The sequence below is a fragment of the Sulfitobacter sp. LC.270.F.C4 genome, from assembly GCF_032922545.1.
GTDB lineage: Bacteria > Pseudomonadota > Alphaproteobacteria > Rhodobacterales > Rhodobacteraceae > Sulfitobacter > Sulfitobacter profundi.
Genome location: NZ_CP136692.1, coordinates 2,092,303 through 2,114,094 on the forward strand (window position 1 = coordinate 2,092,303; position 21,792 = coordinate 2,114,094).

Below are 21,792 nucleotides of genomic sequence, written 5' to 3' on the forward strand. Positions count from 1 at the left end.
CCTAGCGCACTCGGGGTTTGCGGTTGATCAGGTGGATCCCTGTCGCCACCAGCAGCAGGGCGAACCAAACGGTGAGCCCGATGTCTTGCGACAGGATCAGCCAGCCTAAAAGCACCGCTAAGACCGCAGCCACGCGGGTCGGATAAGTCAATGGCGCGCTGTGGTTGTCACAGCACGCCATTGGGTCGTTCAACATTCTAAATGTCGGCTTAGGCTGCCTGCTGGCCGCCCGGCTTCCCGCTGCCGCCACCGCGCCGACGGCGACGACCACCGCTTGGCTTGCCAGCGCCTTCGCCCCCGCCGCCACCACCGGGACGACCACCGCCGCCACCCGGACGGCCACCGCGCCCACGGCCACGGCCTTTGGGTTTGGACGGCTCATCAATCACTTCCCAAGGACGGCCCGAAGCCACAGGGATCGAGATGCCCATGGTCTTTTGGATCGCTTTCAACTCGCCCATTTCATCCGGTGCGCAGAAGGCCACGGCAGCGCCGTCCTTGCCCGCCCGCGCGGTCCGACCGATCCGGTGCACATAGTTGTCAGGCACGTTCGGCAGCTCGAAGTTATAGACGTGCTTCACATCCGGGATATCCAGACCACGGGCCGCCACATCGGTGGCCACCAGCACAGTGATGTCGCCATTTTTGAAACCCGCAATCGCGCGGTCACGCTGACCTTGGCTTTTGTTGCCGTGGATCGAGGCGGCGTCGAAACCGGCTTTGACCAACGTCTTCATCAGCTTTTCCGAGCCATGCTTTGTACGGCCAAAGACCAATGCGCGCTCGCCCCTATGCTTGGCCAGTAACTCTTTCAGCAGTTCGGTCTTTTCGGCCTTGGCGATGAAATGCACCTCTTGCGTCACCTTATCCGCCGCCTTGCCCGGAGGCGAGACTTCGATGCGGATCGGGCTGTTGAGATAGCTGTTGGCGATCTCGTTCATCAGCTTGGGCATGGTCGCCGAGAACAGCATCGTCTGACGCTCTTTCGGGATCAGGTTCGAGATTTTTCGCAGGTCATGGATGAACCCCATGTCGAGCATCTGGTCGGCCTCATCCAGCACGAGGAAGGTCGTCGTGTCGAGCTTGACCGCGCGGCGATCCAGAAGGTCCAGCAGACGGCCCGGTGTGGCGATCAACAGATCGACACCGCGTTCGAGACGCTTGATCTGCGTGTTGATCGACTGACCGCCGACAACCATCGCCACTTTGATCGGCGTGCCTTCGGCATAGCCGCGCAGGTTCACGGCGATCTGTTGGGCCAGCTCGCGTGTCGGGGCCAAGACAAGCCCGCGCACGGAGCGCGGCGCGGGGCGGCCTTCAAGCTCCATCATCTGCGCGATAAGCGGCACACCAAAGGCCGCCGTCTTGCCGGTGCCGGTCTGGGCAAGGCCCATCACGTCGCGGCCATTCATGGCTTGGGGGATTGCTTGTCGTTGGATCGGGGTCGGATCTTTCAGACCCATTTCATTCAACCGGGCCACCAAGTTCTTTGGCAGGCCCATCATGTCAAAATCGCTCATTCGTTCACTTTCCGGCACGCAAGAGCGCGCACCATCCTTAGTCGCCGCGCCCAATTCAGGCGCCACGGGGTCGCGCAAGCCAGATCGCGGGCGCAGGCCACATGCCTCACACCCGTCTGTCGCGCTTGGCCCCACGCGTGATTTTGGGAACATCGGCGGGCCTTGTCGTCAGCGTCCCAGAGGCCCCTTATGGGACTTGGCGCTGATACTGCTCACGCGGCAGAAGGCTTCGCTTGACCCCCACATGGGCGGTGCGCGGGCAAAAGTCAACCGGCGGGGTTCAATTGCGGTGGCGTCCGACCGCGCTAGAATGTTAGGAACGTGGTCCGACGGACGAAGGGCGAAACGATGCGCAACCCGATCATCAAACGGTGCGAGGCCATGGGCCTGCGCATGACAGGTCAACGCCGGGTCATCGCGCAGGTAATTCACGACAGTGACGACCACCCCGATGCCGAGGAATTGCTGGCCCGCGCCACTGAGATCGACAGCGGTATTTCAATCGCCACGGTTTACCGCACGGTGAAACTGTTCGAAGAGGCGGGCATCCTCGACAAGTTAGAATTCGGCGATGGCCGGGCGCGCTATGAAGATGCGCAGCGCGAACATCACGACCATCTGATCGACGTGAATTCCGGCGAGGTGATTGAGTTCGTCGACGCAGAAATCGAAGAGCTTCAGGAACGTATCGCGCGTAAATTGGGTTACAAACTGCAAGGTCACCGGATGGAACTTTACGGTGTGCCAATCAAGAAGGATGACCCATGACCGACCGTGACCGCCCGCTTCTGGCCGTGTTGATCGACGCCGACAATGTCCCGGCCAAACATGCCGCGGCCATCATGCGGGAGGTCACAACCATCGGAGAGCCCGCCCTGCGCCGCGTCTATGGCGATTGGTCGAATGACCATCTCAAGGGATGGAAGGCGCCGATCCGCGAGTTGGGCTTGGTGGCCCATCAGGAAACCGCGAACACCAAGGGCAAAAACGCCAGCGACATCGGTCTGGTCATTCAGGCGATGGACATTCTGCACAGCCGCCGCTTCGATATTATTGTGATCGTCTCGTCTGACAGTGACTTCACCGCGCTGGTGAACCGTCTGCGCGAAGATGGGGTGACGGTGATCGGCATCGGGGAAAAGAAGACCCACGATTCGCTGCGCAACGTCTACAACCGCTTCATCTTGATCGAAAACCTCGACGGCGCGGAGCCGGATACAACGTCCCGCGCCAGCGCCAAAGTGGCCGACGCCCTGCCCCTGTTCAAAGCCGCGATGGATAAGATCGACACTGAGGACGATTGGTACAATCTCGGCCAGATCGGCCAGACGATACAGGCTGCGCATCCGGATTTTGACAGCCGGACATACGGCCATGGCAAACTGAGCGCCTTGGCGGCTGATCTGAAGGCATTGGAAACCCGAAAGACAGGCAATCGGCTGATGGTGCGGCTGAAACCTTAACGCCTGCGTATCACTCGGCGGGACGCTTTTCCCGGCGGGAGACGCGCGACAGCATGGCGGGCAACAGCACGCTCAGCACCACCAGCCGCATGATGTGGCAGGCAGCGACAAACCCCGGCACCACGGCCAGCACCGCGCCAAGCGCGATCATCGTCTCAAGCCCACCGGGCGCAAAGGCTACCAACACATGGCCCAGCGGCATGCCAAGCGCCCAAGCCACAGGCACAGCACCCAGCCCCGCCAGCCCGACGGCCACGCCGGTAATCGCCAGTCCCGCACCAAGGCCGCTGGCAAACCGTGCGGGCGTAATGCCAGAAAATCGCGTGCCGATCAGGCAGCCCAGCACCAGATAGGCGATAAGGGTCAGCCAACCCGGCAGCACCCCGGTCTCCAACTTGGTCAGATGCGCGATGGCAGAGACCACCATCGCCCCCATCAAAAGCGGTGCGGGCACCGAAAGCCGGGCAAAGATCAGCCCTACAACCACGGCCGCAAAGATCATCACGAAGATTGAGAGCACCTCCATCCCCGCGCCCACCGGAGCGATATTGCCGGTCATATCGACGCCCATCAGCAAAGCGGCAAAAGGCACGACAATGGTCAATGCCAAAAGCCGGACCGACTGGGTGATCGAAATCCGCGGCACGTCAGAGCCTCCGTCGCTGGCAATCGCCATGACGAAACTCAGATGCCCCGGAGCCGAGGCCAGAAGCGCGGAACGCGCGTCGAAACCGAAATACCGCGCCAGCATCCAGCGGCAGACAGCCATAATCCCCCAGATCACCCCCGTCATAAATACAAAGGCCAGCGGCCAGCGCACCATGGCGTTGACAGCATCTTGGTTAAATCCCGCGCCGACAGCGATGCCCAGCACCACGAAACAGGCATCCCGCAGCCGCGGGTCGACCGCCGTGCGCAGACCGGCCAGCCCCAGACCACTCACCGCGATCACCGGCCCCAGCAGCATATAGACAGGGGCGTTGAGCCACCAAAACAGCAGCGCGCCAAGACCCCCTGTGGCAAGGGTCAGCAGGGTGTCACGCGGGGCAAGGGAAAGGCTGGGCCATCTCATGCATGATGGCTAGCACCCTGCCGCAGCGGGCGCCAGAGCCACACGCATGACGCGCATTTTGGGCTCTTGCCCTTTCATCGCAAAAGGTTCATGGGCGATTGGCAATATCCGGTGTGAAAGGGCGATAACATGGACAATCTGCGCGGCGCGATGCTGATGGTGCTGGCCATGGCCGGTTTCGCCATTGAGGATATGTTCGTCAAACTGACGAGCGATGCCCTCCCCGTGGGGCAGATCATCGCGCTGTTGGGCGCGGGCGGCGGGGCGATTTTTGCCGTGATCCTGCGCATTCAGGGGCGGCGGTTGTTCTCTGCGGATATGCTCACCGGGCCGATCCTGCTGCGCGCCGTGGGGGAGGTGCTGGGCACCCTGTGTTTCGTGACTGCCATCGTGCTGACGCCGCTTTCCTCGGCCTCTGCTATTTTGCAGGCGACCCCGCTGGCCGTGACCCTTGGTGCGGCGCTGTTTCTGGGGGAACCCGTCGGCTGGCGCCGTTGGAGCGCGATTGTCGTGGGTTTCCTCGGCGTGCTGCTGATCGTCCGCCCGGGGTTGGAGGGGTTCAACGCGCTGTCGCTCTTTGCCGTGGCAGGTGTCATCGGCCTTGCGCTGCGCGATCTGGCGACCCGTAAAGTCCCCAAAAGCATCAGTTCCATGCAGCTTAGCTTTCTTGCCTTTATCGTGCTGGTTCCGGCAGGGCTGATCCTGATGCTGGCTGCTGGCACCCCCGCCGCCATGCCCGGCGGGGCCGAGGTGGTCTATCTTGCCGCCGCGATGGTGATCGGTGTGATGGCCTATTACGCCATCGTGGCCGCCATGCGCGTGGGCGAAGTCAGCTTCGTCACGCCCTTTCGTTACATGCGGATGCTATTCGCGTTGGTCGCGGGGATCGTGGTCTTTGACGAATTCCCCGACACGCTGACGCTCGTGGGGGCCGCGATCATCATCGCCTCGGGGGTCTATACCCTGCTGCGCGAACGCAAAATCACCCCCCGGCCCCGCCGCGGTCTTTCCAAGCCGGGCCTGCCGGGGTAAACCGCTGCAAACCCGAACATGAGGACAAAGCCCATGAGCACGATCATCGACATCCACGCCCGCGAAATCCTCGACAGCCGGGGCAACCCGACGGTCGAAGTCGACGTTATCCTCGAAGACGGCACCATGGGCCGCGCCGCTGTCCCCTCCGGTGCCTCCACTGGCGCCTATGAGGCGAACGAGCGTCGCGACGGCGACAAGTCCCGCTACATGGGCAAAGGTGTGTTGGAAGCCTGCGCCGCCGTGAACGGCGAGATCGCCGAAGCGCTGGTGGGGATCGACGCGACCGAGCAGGTTGAGATCGACGAGATGATGATCGAACTCGACGGAACCGAGAACAAATCCCGCCTTGGTGCAAATGCGATTCTGGGTGTGTCGATGGCCGCCGCCAAGGCCGCCGCAGACTACTGCGCGCAGCCGCTCTACCGCTATATCGGCGGCACCACTGCCCGCGTTCTGCCCGTGCCGATGATGAACATCATCAATGGTGGCGAACATGCCGACAACCCGATCGACATTCAGGAATTCATGATCATGCCGGTCGCCGCGGAGAACATCCGCGAAGCCGTGCGCATGGGCGCCGAAGTCTTTCACACGCTGAAAAAAGAACTTTCCGCCGCGGGTCTGTCGACCGGGATTGGCGACGAAGGTGGTTTTGCCCCGAACATCAGCTCGTCGCGCGATGCGCTTGATTTCATTTTGAAGTCGATCGAAAAAGCAGGCTACAAGCCCGGCGAAGACATGTACCTCGCCCTCGATTGTGCGGCGACGGAATACTACAAAGACGGCAAATATGTCCTCTCCGGTGAGGGCAAGACCCTGTCGAGCGAAGAGAACGCCGACTATCTGGCAGCCCTCGTGAACGACTATCCGATCATCTCCATCGAAGACGGCATGGCCGAAGACGATTGGGAGGGCTGGAAGGCGCTGACAGATGTCTTGGGCGGCAAGGTGCAATTGGTGGGCGACGATCTCTTCGTGACCAATCCCGCGCGTCTGTCCGACGGCATCAAACGCGGCTGCGCCAACTCCATGCTGGTGAAGGTCAACCAGATCGGCACCCTGACCAAGACGCTCAAGGCTGTCGATATCGCGCATCGCGCGGGGTACACCAACGTCATGTCGCACCGCTCGGGCGAGACTGAGGATGCCACCATCGCAGACCTTGCCGTGGCGACCAACTGCGGCCAGATCAAGACCGGCTCGCTGGCGCGTTCTGACAGGCTGGCGAAGTACAACCAGTTGATCCGTATCGAGGAAATGCTGGGCGAGACCGCACAATACGCGGGCCGCTCGATCCTGCGCGGCTGATGTCTGGCATAAACATTCACCCTGTCACCACCGCTGCGGATCTCGCGGCGGTGGTTGAACTTTGCTGGGCCTACCGTGACTTTCTGTACAACTTCGCCCCGACCGAGCGGCTGATTGTCGAGACCTTCTATCCGCAAGACAAATACAGCGCTCTGATGGCCCGTCTGGCCGATGAACACGCCCGCCCGCGCGGCATCATTCTGTTGGCCGAGCGGGACGGCATCCCTCTGGGCTGCGGCATGTCCCATGCGCTGAGCGATACCGAGAGCGAGATCAAGCGCGTCTTCGTGACGGATGCCGCCCGTGGCACCGGCGCGGGCCGCGCGATCTGCCAAAGGCTGATCGATCAGGCGCGGGAGGATGGGTTTGAGAAGGTCTATCTCGACACCTCCATCGCCTTTGCCCCTGCCCGTGCGCTTTATGGCTCGCTTGGGTTTATTGAGCGGGGCCCTTATCAGCCAATGCCTGATTTCGCCCGTAAGGCGATCTGCTTTTATGAGCTGCCGCTGACGACTGCCGCCGCTCTGCCCCGGTAGCGCATAATGAGGGGCGGAAGTTCCCCCCGCCCCTCATTCTTCATTCCGCGGCCTTCATCCCACTGCCGATCAGCTGGCGAATAACTGCAGGAACTTCTGTTTCGAATACCCCAGCCGCAATACGCCGCGGTCGGACAGACGCGGCGCAATCCGCATCCGGATGATATTTTTGTCAGTTTTCAGCGCCGCGCTGAGGCGTAGAACGGCATCGACCTTACCGTTGGGTCCGGGGGCGACTTCTTCGATCATACCGACCAAGATGCGGTCTTTGCTCCAGACCGGTGCGCCGATGAGCGTCGCAATGTTGATCGTTTTGGCAGAGATTGCACTGCTGTCGGCCACGCCCGTCGCCCGGCCTGCGGTGGTCCCTGGGACAGGGTCCTGCCCGCCCGTGCCCGCACCGCCGCTGCCTGAGCCGCCATTGCCACCGACCGAGACGCCCGCCCCGGCCCCGACACCATGACTGCCGCCGACTGAGGCGCCGACGTCTGCGTTCACGCCATCACCGCCGCCGACCGACGCGCCGACGCCCGCGTTCACACCGCTATCCCCGCCGACTGAAGCGCCGACTCCGGCTCCGACGCCATCGCTTCGGCCAACTGAGGCCCCCATGCCGACATCCGCGCCGCCGTGGCCGCCGGCGCTCACGCCGACCCCCAGACCAATTTCCGCCTGGGCCGCGGGCGTGAGCAAAATCGCCGCGGCCGTGATCGCCATGGAGTTTTTAAAGTTTCTGGTTTGAAAGATAGTCATTTCGAATCTCCTTCTTTAGATCGGGGCCGGTAAGCTTCAGCTCCTCCGCCAGCCATTGGGCCCCATGCTATATTCACGCTTACAGAAGGATGTTTGTTTCAAATAATTGCGAAAAATATGTATTTTTTGAAATTTTGTTAAAGGGATGCCGAAGTTGCCGCCTTGGCCGCGTAAGAGCTGCACCCTGCTGCCCGATTGGGCGCCCTCCGGCAAATTCCCGTCATGATTGAATTTTTAACGCTCGGACTTCAAATTCGACTGACGGTGCCGCCACCCACTGCGGCGCGCACGCCAGTGGTGCCGGGGCATGAGGTCGGCAGGCCACGCGCCACGCGCACGGCGAGATAGGCAAAAGCCTGTGCCTCCAGCATATCGCCATCCAACCCGATCTCTTCCACCGGAGCGACAGGGCAATCAAGGCTGACGTCCAGCATCCGCATCAGCACCGGATTATGGCGCCCGCCCCCCGTGACATAGACCCGCTCGGGCGGGGCCGGGCAGTGCTGCATCGCCTCGGCCACGCCAGCGGCGCACATGGCGGTCAGGGTGGCACAGGCATCGGCGTCTGACAGTTCACCGACCAAGGCGACCATTTCCGCGAAATCATTCCGGTCGAGCGATTTGGGCGGCATGCGTGCAAAGTATGGCTCGGCAAGGAAGAGCTCCAACGCGCCATGCTCCACCCTGCCGCGCGCGGCCAGCTTGCCACCTTCGTCAAAATCTTGGCCAAGGCGGGCCTGCATCAAATCGTTGATCGGCGCATTTGCCGGGCCGGTATCGAAAGCCAGCAGCGCGCCTTCTTCCTCTGGGCGTGCAACGCGCGGATCGACCCAAGTCAGGTTGCCCACGCCGCCGAGGTTCAAAAAGGCCACCGGGCCCTCCCGCCCTGCAAATCGCGCGCAGGCATGGTGAAAGAACGGTGCCAAAGGCGCGCCCTCTCCGCCCAGTTCGATATCGGCGCTGCGGAAATCCCAGACGACGGGCAAGTTGATGGTGCGCGCCAATAGCGCCCCGTCGCCCACCTGCAGCGTGCCCTGCATCCGCGGCGCATGGGCAAGGGTTTGGCCGTGGAAGCCGACAAGCTCGACCCCGGGTTCATCTTTCAACACATCATCCAACAGCGCCAGATGCGCGGACTCGACAGCTTGGGCTGCCGCCTCAACCTCGGCCCCGTGCCATCTCCCGAATCCGGCGGCGATCACCCGACGTTCCTCAGTCGAATAGCTGCGATAGGCGCTGCGCCCAAAGCTGGTGATGTCCTGCCCATCGGTGCGCAAAATCGCGGCGTCCACCCCATCCAGAGAGGTGCCCGACATCATTCCCAGAGCCGTCACCACACCGGTTCCGACATGTTGCCTGTGCATGGCCCTATTCATGGCCTTTTCCTTTGCCGCTCGTACGCATATAGATTGCCCCGCAATACAGTTTTGAGGCAAGTCACCATGACATACCATCCCAAATCGGAGTTCATCCACACGATGATGCAGCGCGGCTTTCTGGCCGATTGCACCGATTATCAGGGGTTGGACGACGCCCTGCGACAAGGCGCAGCCCCCGCCTATGTGGGCTATGACGCCACGGCCAAATCGCTGCACGTGGGGCATCTGGTCAATATCATGATGCTGCGTTGGTTGCAGAAATGCGGCGGCAAGCCGATCACCCTGATGGGCGGCGGCACGACAAAGGTGGGCGATCCATCCTTCCGGTCGGATGAGCGCCCCCTGCTCACGCCCGAGGCGATCGACGACAACATCGAAGGCATTCGTCAGGTCTTTGCCCGCTACCTTGATTATGGCGATGGGCCGAGCGACGCGCTGATGCTCAACAACGCCGAGTGGCTGGATGAGTTGAACTACCTCGATTTCCTGCGCGACATCGGGCGGCACTTCTCAATCAACCGGATGCTCAGCTTTGAAAGCGTGAAATCGCGGTTGGACCGGGAGCAATCGCTGTCGTTCCTTGAGTTCAACTACATGATTCTCCAAGCCTATGACTTTATGGAGCTTCACCGTCGCTACGGTTGTATCCTGCAGATGGGCGGCAGCGACCAATGGGGCAACATCGTCAACGGGATCGACCTGACGCGCCGCGTGATCGACGGCGAAGTTTACGGCCTGACCTCGCCCCTCTTGACCACCAGCGACGGCAAGAAGATGGGCAAATCTGCGGGCGGCGCGGTCTGGCTGAACGGCGATATGCTTTCGCCTTATGAGTTCTGGCAGTTCTGGCGCAATTGCACCGATGCCGATGTGGGCCGTTTCCTTAAACTCTACACCGAGCTGCCGGTCGATGAATGCGACCGTTTGGGCGCGCTCGCCGGGTCCGAGATCAACGAGGCAAAGGTGCGTTTGGCCAATGAGGTCACCGGCCTGCTGCACGGCGAAGAAGCGGCGCGCAACGCCGAAGCCACGGCGCGTGAAGTCTTTGAAAAAGGCGGTGTGGGCGACGATCTGCCCACCCTGACCCTCTCGGCGGCGGATGTGGGCGATGGCGTCTCTATCGTGCAACTGCTGGTGAAATCGGGTCTCGCCGGGTCCGGCAAAGAGGCCAAGCGCCTGATTGCCGAGAACGGCGCGCGGATCGATGACCAGCCGCTGACCGATGCGGGCATGATGCTGGATGCGGGCGCGTTGTCCTCTCCGATCAAGCTGAGTGCGGGCAAGAAACGCCACGCGCTGGTGCAGGTCGGCTGATTGCCAAGGGGGGAAGGCAACGGCCTTCCTCGCCCCCCGCCGCAACGGCATCGCTTGCATGGGACGAAACTTCGTGTTGAACTGAACAAGCGTTCATATCGGGGGGATCCACCATGAAATTAGACAGTACAGCCGCCATCGTCACCGGGGGCGCATCGGGGCTTGGCGAAGCCACGGCGCGCTATTTTGCGTCGCAGGGGGCACAGGTCACCCTGCTGGATCGTGACGCCGCACGGGGCGAATCTGTGGCCAAGGAAATCGGCGGGCATTTCGTCATGACCGATGTGACGGATGAGGCTTCGGTCCAAAAAGCGGTGGGCCATGCTCAGGAAAAGATGGGCTGGATCACGGCGGCGGTGAACTGCGCAGGTATTGCCCTTGGCATCAAGACCACAGGCCGCGACGGGCCGCACCCCTTGGACGCCTTTCAACGCACGGTCGACATCAACCTTGTCGGCAGTTTCAACGTGGCACGGCTTGCGGCGGTAGCCATGGCCAAGAACACTCCCGAAGACGATGGCGCGCGCGGGGTGATCATCAACACCGCCTCAATCGCCGCATTTGACGGGCAAAAGGGCCAAGCCGCCTATGCCGCGTCCAAAGGCGGGATTGTAGGCATGACCCTGCCCATGGCGCGGGATCTGGCCAAAGACGGCATCCGCGTGATGACCATCGCGCCCGGCATCTTCAAAACGCCGATGCTGGCAGGTCTGCCGGAAGAAGTGCAAGCGGATCTGGCCAAGGATGTTCCCAACCCGCCGCGCCTTGGCGATCCTTCGGAATACGGGCGGTTGGCCGGGTTCATCGTTGAAATGGGCTATCTCAACGGCGAGGTTATCCGCCTTGATGGGGCGCTGCGGATGCGCTGATGCCGCTGCAGAACCGCGTCCAGCCTGATGGAGAGATCATCGCCCACCCCGCGCGGGGTGGGTTCATGGGCAATCGCGGTATCCTGCACGATGAAAACGGTCTGCACCCCAAACGCCGTTGGGCGCATCAGAATTGGGTGTGCTGTGTGCTCAGCTTTAAGGGCCGTCGGCGGCAGTTGATGGCCCCGCGGCACTATACCGAGCTTTTCTTTCTGGATGAGGCTGTGGCCTTTGCCGCAGGTCACCGGCCCTGCGCTGAATGCCGCGCCGCGGATTACCGACGTTTTCGGGCGTGCTGCGATGTGTCGGGGCCTGCTGCGGCCCTTGACCGTCAGTTGCACAGCGAACGCGCCGTGCCGCGCGTTTTCCAACAGCGTCGCCATGCGGATGTGGCGATGCACGACCTGCCTGACGGGTCTTTTGTCTTAGATCATGAAGGCCAGAGTGGGGTGCTGTTCGGCGATGCCTTCCACCGCTATCAGCCCTCAGGCTACGGCCCGGCGCAACCACGCCCTCGGGGCCGTGTCACCCTGCTCACTCCGCCCAGCAGCGTCGCCGCCTTCCGCAATGGATACCGGCCGCAGATCGCCCTGAAAGACGCGGGGGGTTAACCCTGCGCCTTTTCCTCCAGCGTCATCCACTCTTCCTCGGCGTCGGACAGTTTTTCGTGCCGCTGCACCAGCGCATCGGTGGCCTTTTGGAACTTCACCGGCTCACGGGTGAACAACTCCGCGTCGCTAAGCAGTTCTTCGAGTTTGCCGATCTCCGCCTCAAGACGCTCAATCTCACCCGGCAGCGCTTCGAGTCGGTGCTTTTCGGTAAAGCTGAGACCTGAGGCGGATTGTTTCTTCTCTGCTTTCGGCTCGGCCTTGCCGGGCTTGGACTTTACAACGCTGTCGGAAAAATCATCCTGCCCGCGCTGCGCCAGATAATCGCTCCAGCCGCCGGCATAGACCGTGGCACGCCCGTCGCCTTCCATGGCGATGGTGGTGGCGGCCACGCGGTCAAGGAAGTCACGGTCGTGGCTGACCAGCAGCACGGTGCCGTCATAGTTGCCCAAGAGTTCTTGCATCAGGTCAAGCGTTTCGACATCCAGATCGTTTGTCGGCTCGTCGAGCACCAAAAGGTTCGAGGACCGTGCCATGATCTTGGCCAGCAGCAGCCGCGCCTTTTCCCCGCCTGAGAGCGAGCGCACAGGCGCGCGGGCCTGCCCCTCGTCAAAGAGGAATTCTTTTAGGTAGCCGACCACATGTTTGGGCTGTCCGCGCACCAGCACCTGATCGGCCTTGCCTGACACGCGCATGTCAGGATCCCCCGTGAGGCTGTCCCAAAGGGTCATGTCCCCGTCAAGCTGCGCACGGGCCTGATCGAAAAGCGCCAGTTCCAGATTGGTGCCGAGCTTGATCTCGCCGGAATCGGGCTGTTCTTTCCCGATCAGCATGTTCAGCAGCGTGGTCTTGCCCACGCCGTTCGGCCCCACCAGCGCGATCCGGTCGCCGCGTTGCACAGTGATCGAGAAATCCCGCAGGATCTGTTTGTCACCGAATTTCTTGGCGATCCCCGCAGCTTCGATCACCTTGCGGCCAGACTTCGGCCCGGCCTCCAAGGCCATGGCCGCCGTGCCTTGCCGTTTGATCTGGGCCGACCGTTCGGCGCGCAGATCCTGAAGCGCCCGCACCCGGCCCTGATTGCGTTTGCGCCGCGCAGAGATGCCTTCGACCGCCCAACGGGCCTCGGCCTTGATCTTGCGGTTCAGCTTGTGACGCTGCATGTCCTCTTCTTCCCAGACCTGATCGCGCCAAGCCTCAAAGCCTTCAAAACCGATGTCCTGTCGGCGCACGGCCCCGCGGTCCACCCAAAGGGTCGCGCGGGTCAATTCGCGCAGAAAAGCGCGGTCGTGGCTGATGATGACAAAGGCCGTGCGGGTGCCCTTCAGCTCGGATTCGAGCCAAGCGATGGCTTCGATGTCGAGGTGGTTGGTCGGTTCGTCCAGCAGCATCAGCTCGGGCTCTTCGGCCATCAGCCGCGCCAGTGCCGCACGGCGGCGTTCGCCGCCCGAAGCGGTGGCGACGGGGCGTGCGGGGTCGAACTTCAGCCCCTCGCCCGCGCGTTCGACCTTGTACATCTCGCCCGGATCAAGACCGTGTGCGGCGAAATCGCCAAGCGTCTCGAACCCCGTAAGATCGGGTTCCTGCTCCATATAGCCGACCGACACGCCGGGCCCGGCAATCACCGCACCGCTGTCAGGCTCGACCAGCCCGGCCATGACCTTCATCAGGGTCGATTTGCCCGAGCCGTTGCGGCCGACCAAAGCCAGCCTGTCGCCGGTCTGAATCACCAGTGAGAGGTCTTCGAAAACAGGATCGCCGCCAAAGGTCAGCGAAATGTCGGTGAGTTGTAAAAGGGGTGCGCGTGCCATGCCCGCCAGCTATCTCTCGGCGCAGGCAAGGTCAATGTCCAAAGGCGCGCCCGGGTCAGGCCAATGCGCGCAAGAGCCGCGCGCGGTTGGGTGGGATCGCGGCGATCTCTAGCCCGGTAAAGACGTGCAGCGTGTTCATCTGTCGGTCGATCACGGCGTGATCGCTGACCCATCCCCCCATCGCCAGATAGCTGCGCAGCAGCGGCGGGATCTGCTGGCGCGCGCGCCGGGGATCTGCGGTATGGCTGTCGCGGGCGTAGGCGTGGATATCCGCGGCTTTGGCGGCAGGCCGCCAGTGTGCCGGGGCAAGGTGCTGCTGTTTCAACAGGGCAAAGGCATCGCGGTAGGCGGCAGGATCGGTGCCCGCAAAGGAGGAACAGCCGAACAGAAGCGCCGCACCGCTGCGGTCGACCTCTCGCGCCAACTGCCCCCAAGCGAGGCGCTGAATATCGGGGTCGTGCCAATCTGGATGAATGCAAAAGCGCCCAAGTTCCAGCATGGCGCCCTCCATACCGTGCAGGCGGCTCAGGTCATAGAATTGCGCGGCATAGCTTTGGCCAAGGCTCGTGCCCTGATACCGCGTCAGGCGAAAGCAGCAGATCAGCGTACCGCTGGCGCGGTCCTCGACCAGAAAATGCCGTGCAGCCGCGTCGAAGGGGTCTCTGTCTGGGGTGGTTCCGGTCTGAAAACACTGCGCCCGAAGCGTCTGCGCACGGGTGATGTCAGCAGGCGTGATGGCTTCGCGCGTCAGATATCGGCCCGGGGGCGCATGGGTCATCTGCGAGGTCGCCTTCGCTTGTCCGCTGCCCCGCCGACCGTCCGGCGGGACATGCCGGGGGAAACTTAGCTGCCGAATGCCGAGGGGCTAAAGCGGCCGATGTTGCCCAGAAGCTGACGCAGGAACGTGTTGTCGGCCACCGGCGATGTCGTCACGCGACGCGATAGCGGCACAACTTGCCCGCGTTCCAGCCCAAAGCGCTCGACATTCGACACCACACCCGCCTCATTGAAGCTGACGGTCACCACTTCACGCTCGATCTCTTTGGCGGCCAGAAAGCCCAGAGCCCGTTTGCGCATTTTAACGTAATAGTAACTATCATCGCTCAAAACACCTGAAACGGTGGGCACACCGATCTTCTGGGCGACGCTTTCTTTGGTATCGCTGCCAACGACGACCTGCTCAAGCTGGTCCTGCGGCGGCACATAGCCGTGGTTTTCATACTGCGGGCTGCAGGCTGTGAGAAGCAGTGCAAGGCCCATACCTGCGAGCCGGAGACTCGTCTTGCCGGTCTGTTTCGATTTGCGCATTTGCTCTGCCCTCTTGCCCTGACGGATTATGGCTTTTATTTCGCATACACCAAGGCACCCCAAGTGTACAAGAAACGAAAGTCGGATCTCATGTCGCGCAAATCACCTACGCCCACCGCTCTACGGGTCGCTGACCTGTCCCAGACGGAGCCAAACGGCTTTGCGCTGCGCCCTGAGGCAGAGGCGCTGGCGCAGATCGCCGAGGAGTTGAACCTCTCCGCGCTGCGCAAACTCAGCTTTTCAGGGAGCATCAAACCCCTCGGCAAGCAGGACTGGCAGCTTGACGGGAAATTGGGCGCGACCGTGGTGCAGCCCTGCGTGGTCACGCTGGAACCCGTCACCACGCGCATCGACGCGAATATCACCCGCCGCTTCGTCCATGATTTCGAACTCCCCGATGAGGAGGAGGTCGAAATGCCCGAGGACGACACCACCGAACCGCTGGGTCAATGGATCGACCCTGCGCAGGTGATGATTGAGGCGCTGGCGCTGGAAGTGCCGGAATACCCCCGCAAGGGCGATGTCGAACTGGGCCAGATGGTCCATGCCGAACCCGGGCAAAAGCCGATGACCGACGAAGACGCGCGGCCCTTCGCGGGCTTGGGGGCCCTGCGCGATGCGCTAAAGAAAGACGAAACCTAAAGAAACAGGCGGAAAACCGCGGGTATTCGCGCTTGCATCGCGGCGAATTCGCGTTATTTTGCCGCCCTCACCCGAATTAAGGTTGGACATTGCGCGGCTGCGGCCCTAAAGCGTCGTCACGCCCGAAACGGGGTCCGAATTGAAACACGGTTGCGGCCTGCCACATGCACGTCAGCAACCCCGAAGGCAAAGGCACCAGACATGGCTGTCCAACAGAATAAAGTATCTAAATCCCGCCGCAACAACCGCCGCGCCCACGATTCGCTGTCCGCAGCGAACCCGAACGAATGTTCGAACTGCGGTGAGCTGAAGCGCCCCCACCACATCTGCGCTGCTTGCGGTCACTATGACGACACCGAAGTTGTCGCCCTGACCGAAGAAGTAGACCTGGAAGACGACGCAGCATAAGCTACGGTTGTTTCCAAGGTTTTCTCTAAGGCAGTGAGGCATTCGCACTGATGACGGCCCAGCCCGATCACCCAAACGCGAAAGCCGGACACACCCTGATCTCGGTCGACGCGATGGGGGGTGACGAAGGCCCGGCAGCAGTTGTTGCCGGGTGTGCGCTTTCTGCGACAGCAAATCCCGATATCGGTTTTATCCTGCATGGTCCGCGCGATCAGTTGGAGCCTTTGATCGCCAAACGTGGCGAGTTGTCGGGCCGTTGCGAAATACGTCACGCTACGGATGTCGTCACGATGGACGACAAGCCGAGCCAAGTTGTGCGTACCGGCAAAGACAGCTCCATGTGGTCGGCCATCGAATCCGTGCGCAGCGGAGAGGCGGCCGTGGCTGTCTCTTGCGGCAATACCGGCGCGCTGATGGCGATGTCGATGATACGGCTGCGTAAATTGCCGGGCGTGAACCGCCCTGCGATTGCCGTGCTCTACCCGTCTTCCAATCCTCAGGGCTTTAACGTGATGCTTGACGTAGGCGCCGATGTACGTGCCGACGCCGATGATCTGTTGCGTTTTGCGCTGATGGGCACCTCCTATGCCCGCAACGGCATGGATCTGGACCGCCCCCGCGTCGGTCTGCTGAACGTCGGCACCGAAGAGCATAAGGGCCGTACTGAACTCAAGGAAGCCTACGATCTGATTCGGGCCCAAGGCGATGCCACCGGGTTTGAATTCGTCGGTTTCGTCGAGGGCGGCGATATCTCGGGCAACCGCGCCGATGTCATCGTGACAGACGGCTTCACCGGCAATGTCGCGATCAAGACCGGCGAAGGCACCGCCAGCATGATCGGCAACCGCCTGCGCGAGGCGTTCAAATATTCGCCCCTGTCGCGGCTGGCCTCGCTGCTGGCCTATACATCCCTGCGCCGCCTCAGCAAAAAGATCGACCCACGCCGTGTGAACGGTGGCGTCTTTCTGGGTCTGAACGGCACGGTGGTGAAATCGCACGGCTCTGCCGATGCGACCGGCATCTCTGCTGCGATCAAACTCGCCGCGCAGTTGTCGCAGAATAAATTCAATGACAAGCTGGCCGCTCGCGTTGCCGCGACGCTGCCAGCCGAGGAGTCCGTCAAATGAGCCTGCGCGCCGTTGTCACTGGTTGTGGCCACTACCTGCCCGCCCGTGTCGTGGAAAATGCCGAATTTGAAGCGACCCTCGACACCAATGACGAATGGATCCGCTCGCGCTCGGGCATCGAACGCCGCCACTTTGCCGCCGAAGGAGAAACCACCTCCACCATGGCCAGCGCCGCGGCGCGCAAGGCGCTTGAAGACGCCGGGCGCGATGTCTCTGACGTGGATGCGATCGTCGTGGCCACCTCCACGCCTGATCTTACCTTCCCCTCCGCCGCGACCATGGTGCAGGCCGAATTGGGCATGACCAGTGGTTTTGCCTTCGACGTGCAGGCGGTCTGCGCGGGCTTCGTCTATGCGCTGGCAAACGCCAATGCGTTGATCGTATCCGGTCAGGCGCGCAATGTGCTGGTGATCGGGGCCGAGACCTTTAGCCGGATCATGGATTGGACCGACCGCTCGACCTGTGTGCTGTTTGGCGATGGCGCAGGCGCGTTGCTGCTTGAGGCGCAAGACGGCAGCGACAGCCCGTCCGACCGGGGCATCCTCGCGACGGATCTGAATTCTGACGGGCGCTACCGTGATCTGCTCTACGTTGATGGCGGCGTGTCGACCGGCACCACTGGCTATCTGCGGATGCAGGGCAATCAGGTGTTTCGCCACGCGGTCGAGAAACTTGCCGCCACCGCCAATACCGCGATGGACCGCGCCGGCGTCAGCGCCGAAGATGTCGATTGGATCGTGCCCCATCAGGCCAACATCCGCATCATACAAGGCACCGCAAAGAAATTGAACCTGCCGATGGAGCGCGTGGTCGTCACCGTACAGGACCATGGCAACACCTCGGCGGCCTCGATCCCGCTGGCGCTGTCTGTGGGCCGTGAGCGCGGCCAGATCAAACAGGGCGATCTAATCGTCACCGAAGCCATTGGCGGCGGTCTGGCGTGGGGCTCTGTTGTGCTGCGCTGGTAAGTCCCTGAGCTAACGCGGAAAATCTCTGCCGAATCGTGCTTGATCCGGGCATTGATGTTGACTCTAAATTTCTGAGCAGCATATGCTATTGGAAAGCATGGGGGATATAATGCCGAACAAGACATTGACGCGCATGGATTTAAGCGAAGCTGTATTTCGTGAAGTCGGTCTTTCTCGTAATGAGAGTGCTCAACTGGTCGAAGCAGTGCTTGAGCATATGTCCGACGCTCTGGTCGACGGGGAACAGGTCAAGATTTCCTCTTTCGGCACCTTCTCGGTACGCGACAAGACCGCGCGTGTGGGCCGAAATCCGAAAACCGGCGAAGAGGTTCCGATCAACCCGCGCCGGGTGCTGACCTTCCGCCCCTCGCATTTGATGAAAGACCGCGTTGCCGAAGGCAACAAGTCCTGACCCATGGTCAAATCGCCGGACGCTTTTCGCACCATCTCCGAAGTCGCTGACTGGCTCGGTATTCAGGCCCATGTTCTGCGGTTCTGGGAGAGTAAGTTCACCCAAGTGAAACCCATCAAACGGGCTGGAGGGCGGCGCTATTACCGTCCGGCCGATATGCTGTTGCTGGGTGGGATCAAGAAACTGCTGCACGATGACGGGCTGACCATCAAAGGCGTCCAGAAGATCCTCCGCGAGGAAGGGATGACCCATGTGTCCTCCCTTTCCGCCCCGCTTGATGAGTTGGATTTTGCGGAGCCTCGGCCCGCCCCCAAACCTGACATCATCCGCCCGGAAACCGGGGTGGTTCTGAACTTTGGCGGCGCAAAGTCTGACGCCGTGCCCGAGGCCGATGTCTCGGACGAGGACGCCGAAGAGGCAGAGCCTGCCGCCGATCTGGACGAGAACGCCCTGCCCGTCAAAGAACCCGCAAGCGCAGCGGAGGCGACGCCTGTCGAAGAGGCACCGAAAGCACCGGAGGCCGCGCCTGTGGCGGTGCCGCGCCGCTCGCCCGTGCCGCCCGCCGATGACCACCCACGGGCCACACCTGATCCGCTGGCCCCGTCTGACAGCGCGACGCCGGATGCGCCGCAATTGGATGAACCTGCCGCTGATGCAGCGGTTGAGCCCGCCCCGGCTATGTCCGTCCCATCTAAGCCAGAACCGTCCGAGCCTGAACCGGCATCAAACGCCAGCCTCCCCGATTTTCTCAAACGCCCACTGGCTCCCGGGCCTGAACAGGCAACCGAAGCGGCGCCCGACCCCGCGCCTGAGCCCGCAGAAGCCGCACCCCAAGAAGACGAGGTCGACCACACGCCCAAACCCGCGATCATCGATCTGCCTGATTTCACCCCCGAAGCCGATTTCCCCGCCAGCCCGGGGCTGCTGAGCGTTGGCGCCCGTGTCCACCGTCTGCCGCGTGACGTGCAACCTCGGGTTGCCGGTCTGCTGCTGGATCTGGCCGAATTGCGCGCGCGTATGGCCGCGGAACCCGGCACCGAAACAAATTACTAATCGCGATGAAAAGTTTGGCAATTCCCTCTTGCGCCCCCTGCGAGATCGGGTATGAAGCCCACGTAGTCGGGCTATGGCGCAGCCTGGTAGCGCGTCCGTCTGGGGGACGGAAGGTCGCAGGTTCGAGTCCTGCTAGCCCGACCAACCGACTACAACAAAACGCCCGCGCCGGTAACGCGCGGGCGTTTGTCATTTGAAAGGCCCCGTTTGATGCCCAATGCGATGAACGGGGTGCTCCCCAACCAGCAGATTGCAGCGATGATCGACAGCGGTGCCATTGGCGCCGATCCGGCGGTGACCTCGGCGCAAATCCAGCCCGCCAGCCTTGACCTGCGGCTCGGCAATGTCGCCTATCGCGTGCGCGCGTCTTTCCTTGCGGGGCACGGGGCCAAGGTCGCGGATCGTTTGGAAGAATTCGAGATGCACCGCGTCGACCTCAGCGATGGGGCCGTGCTTGAAAAAGGCTGCGTCTATGTGGTCCCCCTGATGGAGCGGCTGGCCCTGCCCGAAGGTGTCTCTGCCGTGGCGAATGCCAAAAGCTCCACCGGGCGGCTTGATCTTCTGACCCGCACCATCACCGACGGCGGCACCGAATTCGACCGGATCGCGCCGGGCTATACCGGCCCGCTCTATGCCGAGATCTGCCCCCGTTCCTTCTCGGTGCTCGTGCGCCCCGGTATGCGGTTGAATCAAATCCGCTTTGGCAGCGGGGATGCGACGCTCGATGATGACGCCCTGCGCGCGCTGCATGACACCACGCCACTGGTGGACGGCACTGCCGTGATTGACGAAGGGTTGGGCTTTTCCGTCGACCTGCGGCTGCCCGGCACCAGCCTTGTCGGCTACCGCGCGAAGCCGCATACCGGGGTGATCGACCTCGACAAGATTGGCCACTACGACCCCGCCGCCTATTGGGAAGAGGTGCACAGCACCAATGGCCAGATCATCCTTGATCCCGGCGCGTTTTATATCCTTGTCAGCCGCGAAGCGGTGACGATCCCGCCCGCCTATGCCGCTGAAATGGCACCTTATTTGGCAATGGTCGGAGAGTTCCGCGTACATTACGCGGGCTTCTTCGATCCGGGCTTTGGCCATGCCGAAGCAGGTGGCGCAGGCTCACGCGGGGTGCTTGAGGTGCGCTGTCACGAGGCGCCCTTTGTGCTGGAGCATGGGCAGGTCGTGGGGCGCTTGGTCTATGAGCATATGGCGCAGATCCCCAGCCAGCTTTACGGCGCTGACATCGCGTCGAATTACCAAGGTCAGGGTCTGAAACTGTCGAAGCATTTCCGCTCCGTCTGACCGCCTACCGCGAGCGAAGAAACCGGCGCAGCAAGCGGACCCCTCGCTGCGCATTGCGCGCATTGAAAGCGGTGCCCCCGCGCGAGCGGCCCTTGTCGGCAGGCCGTTTTCCCGCGCCAGTACCCCGCGACACCAAGCGGCGCATGACGTGGCGCAGAACCATATTGACGATCGGTTTCATCAGCCCTCTCCCTTGGATCAGCCTCCCTGATGTAGTGGCAGCGGGGCGTAAGTCAGCCCTGGCCCCAATCAATCTTCGAACAGCTCGCTCTGGCCTTCGGTGGTTTCTGGCTCGTCCTCGCCATCGCCTACGGTGGGCAGCAGACCGGCGGGCGGGCGGTTTTCCAACAACCCGGCAGAGCGCAGTTCTTTGAGCCCCGGCAGGTCCCGCGCGCTTTCCAGACCGAAGTGATCCAGAAACTCCTGCGTGACCACAAAGGTCACCGGACGGCCCGGCGTCATCTTACGGCGGCCAAAGCGGATCCACTCCATCTCAAGCAGTTGATCCACCGTGCCGCGTGACACGGCCACGCCGCGAATCTCTTCGATCTCGGCGCGGGTGACGGGTTGGTGATAGGCGATGATCGCCAAGGTTTCGATCGCGGCGCGGCTGAGTTTGCGGGTCTCGACCGTTTCCCGATGCATCAAAAAGCCAAGGTCAGGCGCGGTGCGAAAAGCATAGGCGTCGCCGACTTTCATCACCTGCACGCCGCGCCCCTGATAGCGGTGGCGCAGAAAGGCCATCGCCTCGCCCACGTCAGAGCCGCGCGGCAGCCGCTGTTCCAATTCTCGCAGCGTGATTGGTTCGGAACTGGCGAAAAGCACGGCTTCGATCATACGCTCCTGTTCGGCCAGCGAGGGCGCGTCGAACAGTTTCTTTTCTTTCGTTTCAATCTCTTCCGACACG

General features: G+C 62.2%; 25 protein-coding genes and 1 tRNA gene. 16 read left to right on the plus strand and 10 right to left on the minus strand.

Annotation, left to right across the window (positions count from 1 at the left end; genetic code table 11):
• Position 1: 1 nt before the first annotated feature.
• Together R1T45_RS14160 and R1T45_RS14165 are read right to left on the minus strand one after the other, a co-directional pair.
• Positions 2–196 (minus strand): hypothetical protein, encoded by a 195-nt coding sequence (locus tag R1T45_RS14160; RefSeq protein ID WP_317389379.1) that lies wholly within the window; start codon positions 194–196, stop codon positions 2–4.
• 13 nt (positions 197–209) lie between these two features.
• Positions 210–1,520, minus strand: coding sequence for a DEAD/DEAH box helicase (locus R1T45_RS14165; RefSeq protein WP_317389380.1), 1,311 nt, complete (start codon positions 1,518–1,520; stop codon positions 210–212).
• Between the two features lie 348 nt (positions 1,521–1,868).
• On the opposite strand from R1T45_RS14165, the gene R1T45_RS14170 reads away from it, so the two are divergent.
• Together R1T45_RS14170 and R1T45_RS14175 are read left to right on the plus strand one after the other, a co-directional pair.
• Positions 1,869–2,288 carry a Fur family transcriptional regulator gene (locus R1T45_RS14170; protein ID WP_067629018.1) on the plus strand — a complete coding sequence of 140 codons (420 nt, stop codon included), beginning with the start codon at positions 1,869–1,871 and terminating at the stop codon, positions 2,286–2,288.
• On the plus strand, positions 2,285–2,983 hold the full coding sequence (locus tag R1T45_RS14175; RefSeq protein WP_120351010.1) for an NYN domain-containing protein: 699 nt from the start codon (positions 2,285–2,287) through the stop codon (positions 2,981–2,983). The genes R1T45_RS14170 and R1T45_RS14175 overlap by 4 nt, the downstream gene beginning before the upstream one ends.
• Positions 2,984–2,993: 10 nt before the next feature.
• Here the strand turns inward: R1T45_RS14175 and R1T45_RS14180 are convergent, their stop codons facing one another.
• Positions 2,994–4,055, minus strand: a complete 1,062-nt coding sequence (locus R1T45_RS14180) for an AbrB family transcriptional regulator (protein ID WP_317389381.1) — start codon at positions 4,053–4,055, stop codon at positions 2,994–2,996.
• A gap of 129 nt (positions 4,056–4,184) precedes the next feature.
• Between R1T45_RS14180 and R1T45_RS14185 the strand changes: the two genes are divergently transcribed.
• From R1T45_RS14185 to R1T45_RS14195, 3 genes are read left to right on the plus strand one after another with little or no spacing between them, the layout of a single operon-like run.
• Positions 4,185–5,087 carry a DMT family transporter gene (locus R1T45_RS14185; protein WP_317389382.1) on the plus strand — a complete coding sequence of 301 codons (903 nt, stop codon included), beginning with the start codon at positions 4,185–4,187 and terminating at the stop codon, positions 5,085–5,087.
• A 33-nt stretch (positions 5,088–5,120) separates the two neighbouring features.
• A complete protein-coding gene (eno, locus tag R1T45_RS14190; protein WP_317389383.1) occupies positions 5,121–6,398 on the plus strand; it encodes a phosphopyruvate hydratase in 1,278 nt (425 codons plus the stop codon).
• A complete protein-coding gene (locus R1T45_RS14195) occupies positions 6,398–6,934 on the plus strand; it encodes a GNAT family N-acetyltransferase (protein WP_317389384.1) in 537 nt (178 codons plus the stop codon). The genes eno and R1T45_RS14195 overlap by 1 nt, the downstream gene beginning before the upstream one ends.
• 69 nt (positions 6,935–7,003) lie before the next feature.
• On the opposite strand, the gene R1T45_RS14200 is transcribed toward R1T45_RS14195, so the two are convergent.
• Together R1T45_RS14200 and R1T45_RS14205 are read right to left on the minus strand one after the other, a co-directional pair.
• Positions 7,004–7,687, minus strand: a complete 684-nt coding sequence (locus R1T45_RS14200; protein WP_317389385.1) for a hypothetical protein — start codon at positions 7,685–7,687, stop codon at positions 7,004–7,006.
• A 248-nt stretch (positions 7,688–7,935) separates the two neighbouring features.
• A complete protein-coding gene (locus R1T45_RS14205) occupies positions 7,936–9,063 on the minus strand; it encodes an anhydro-N-acetylmuramic acid kinase (RefSeq protein WP_317389386.1) in 1,128 nt (375 codons plus the stop codon).
• A 66-nt stretch (positions 9,064–9,129) separates the two neighbouring features.
• Here R1T45_RS14205 and tyrS point away from each other — a divergent pair, with 66 nt between their 5' ends.
• The 3 genes from tyrS (at position 9,130) to R1T45_RS14220 (ending at position 11,860) form a co-directional block, all read left to right on the plus strand.
• Positions 9,130–10,380 carry a tyrosine--tRNA ligase gene (tyrS, locus tag R1T45_RS14210; RefSeq protein WP_317389387.1) on the plus strand — a complete coding sequence of 417 codons (1,251 nt, stop codon included), beginning with the start codon at positions 9,130–9,132 and terminating at the stop codon, positions 10,378–10,380.
• Between the two features lie 113 nt (positions 10,381–10,493).
• Positions 10,494–11,249, plus strand: coding sequence for a 3-hydroxyacyl-CoA dehydrogenase (locus tag R1T45_RS14215; protein WP_067939285.1), 756 nt, complete (start codon positions 10,494–10,496; stop codon positions 11,247–11,249).
• The gene (locus R1T45_RS14220; protein ID WP_317389388.1) at positions 11,249–11,860 is read left to right on the plus strand and encodes a hypothetical protein; all 612 of its coding nucleotides are present in this window, start codon (positions 11,249–11,251) and stop codon (positions 11,858–11,860) included. Before R1T45_RS14215 ends, R1T45_RS14220 begins: the two co-directional genes overlap by 1 nt.
• On the opposite strand, the gene R1T45_RS14225 is transcribed toward R1T45_RS14220, so the two are convergent.
• From R1T45_RS14225 to R1T45_RS14235, 3 genes are all read right to left on the minus strand, one after another.
• Complete coding sequence (locus R1T45_RS14225) at positions 11,857–13,668, minus strand: ABC-F family ATP-binding cassette domain-containing protein (RefSeq protein WP_317389389.1); 1,812 nt, start codon at positions 13,666–13,668, stop codon at positions 11,857–11,859. The genes R1T45_RS14220 and R1T45_RS14225 overlap by 4 nt on opposite strands.
• Before the next feature lie 55 nt (positions 13,669–13,723).
• On the minus strand, positions 13,724–14,446 hold the full coding sequence (locus tag R1T45_RS14230) for a GNAT family N-acetyltransferase (RefSeq protein WP_317389390.1): 723 nt from the start codon (positions 14,444–14,446) through the stop codon (positions 13,724–13,726).
• Between the two features lie 65 nt (positions 14,447–14,511).
• Positions 14,512–14,976 carry an outer membrane protein assembly factor BamE gene (locus R1T45_RS14235; RefSeq protein WP_120351000.1) on the minus strand — a complete coding sequence of 155 codons (465 nt, stop codon included), beginning with the start codon at positions 14,974–14,976 and terminating at the stop codon, positions 14,512–14,514.
• Positions 14,977–15,066: 90 nt separating this feature from the next.
• On the opposite strand from R1T45_RS14235, the gene R1T45_RS14240 reads away from it, so the two are divergent.
• The 8 genes from R1T45_RS14240 (at position 15,067) to R1T45_RS14275 (ending at position 20,885) form a co-directional block, all read left to right on the plus strand.
• On the plus strand, positions 15,067–15,618 hold the full coding sequence (locus R1T45_RS14240) for a YceD family protein (protein ID WP_120350999.1): 552 nt from the start codon (positions 15,067–15,069) through the stop codon (positions 15,616–15,618).
• A 201-nt stretch (positions 15,619–15,819) separates the two neighbouring features.
• Positions 15,820–16,026: a 50S ribosomal protein L32 gene (gene rpmF / locus R1T45_RS14245; RefSeq protein ID WP_067629003.1), complete on the plus strand. Its 207-nt coding sequence runs from the start codon at positions 15,820–15,822 to the stop codon at positions 16,024–16,026.
• A 50-nt stretch (positions 16,027–16,076) separates the two neighbouring features.
• Entirely contained in the window at positions 16,077–17,153 is a 1,077-nt protein-coding gene (gene plsX, locus R1T45_RS14250) for a phosphate acyltransferase PlsX (RefSeq protein ID WP_317389391.1), read from the plus strand.
• Positions 17,150–18,121: a beta-ketoacyl-ACP synthase III gene (locus R1T45_RS14255; RefSeq protein ID WP_067628999.1), complete on the plus strand. Its 972-nt coding sequence runs from the start codon at positions 17,150–17,152 to the stop codon at positions 18,119–18,121. Before plsX ends, R1T45_RS14255 begins: the two co-directional genes overlap by 4 nt.
• Positions 18,122–18,230: 109 nt before the next feature.
• Positions 18,231–18,533: an integration host factor subunit alpha gene (gene ihfA, locus R1T45_RS14260; protein ID WP_067265868.1), complete on the plus strand. Its 303-nt coding sequence runs from the start codon at positions 18,231–18,233 to the stop codon at positions 18,531–18,533.
• Positions 18,534–18,536: 3 nt separating this feature from the next.
• On the plus strand, positions 18,537–19,586 hold the full coding sequence (locus R1T45_RS14265; protein WP_317389392.1) for a MerR family transcriptional regulator: 1,050 nt from the start codon (positions 18,537–18,539) through the stop codon (positions 19,584–19,586).
• 67 nt (positions 19,587–19,653) lie between these two features.
• A tRNA-Pro gene (locus R1T45_RS14270) sits at positions 19,654–19,730 on the plus strand.
• A gap of 78 nt (positions 19,731–19,808) precedes the next feature.
• Positions 19,809–20,885, plus strand: a complete 1,077-nt coding sequence (locus R1T45_RS14275; RefSeq protein WP_317391099.1) for a 2'-deoxycytidine 5'-triphosphate deaminase — start codon at positions 19,809–19,811, stop codon at positions 20,883–20,885.
• Positions 20,886–20,889: 4 nt separating this feature from the next.
• On the opposite strand, the gene R1T45_RS14280 is transcribed toward R1T45_RS14275, so the two are convergent.
• Together R1T45_RS14280 and scpB are read right to left on the minus strand one after the other, a co-directional pair.
• Positions 20,890–21,066 (minus strand): hypothetical protein, encoded by a 177-nt coding sequence (locus tag R1T45_RS14280; protein WP_317389393.1) that lies wholly within the window; start codon positions 21,064–21,066, stop codon positions 20,890–20,892.
• A gap of 68 nt (positions 21,067–21,134) precedes the next feature.
• Positions 21,135–21,791, minus strand: coding sequence for an SMC-Scp complex subunit ScpB (scpB, locus tag R1T45_RS14285; RefSeq protein ID WP_067628995.1), 657 nt, complete (start codon positions 21,789–21,791; stop codon positions 21,135–21,137).
• Position 21,792 lies beyond the last annotated feature (1 nt).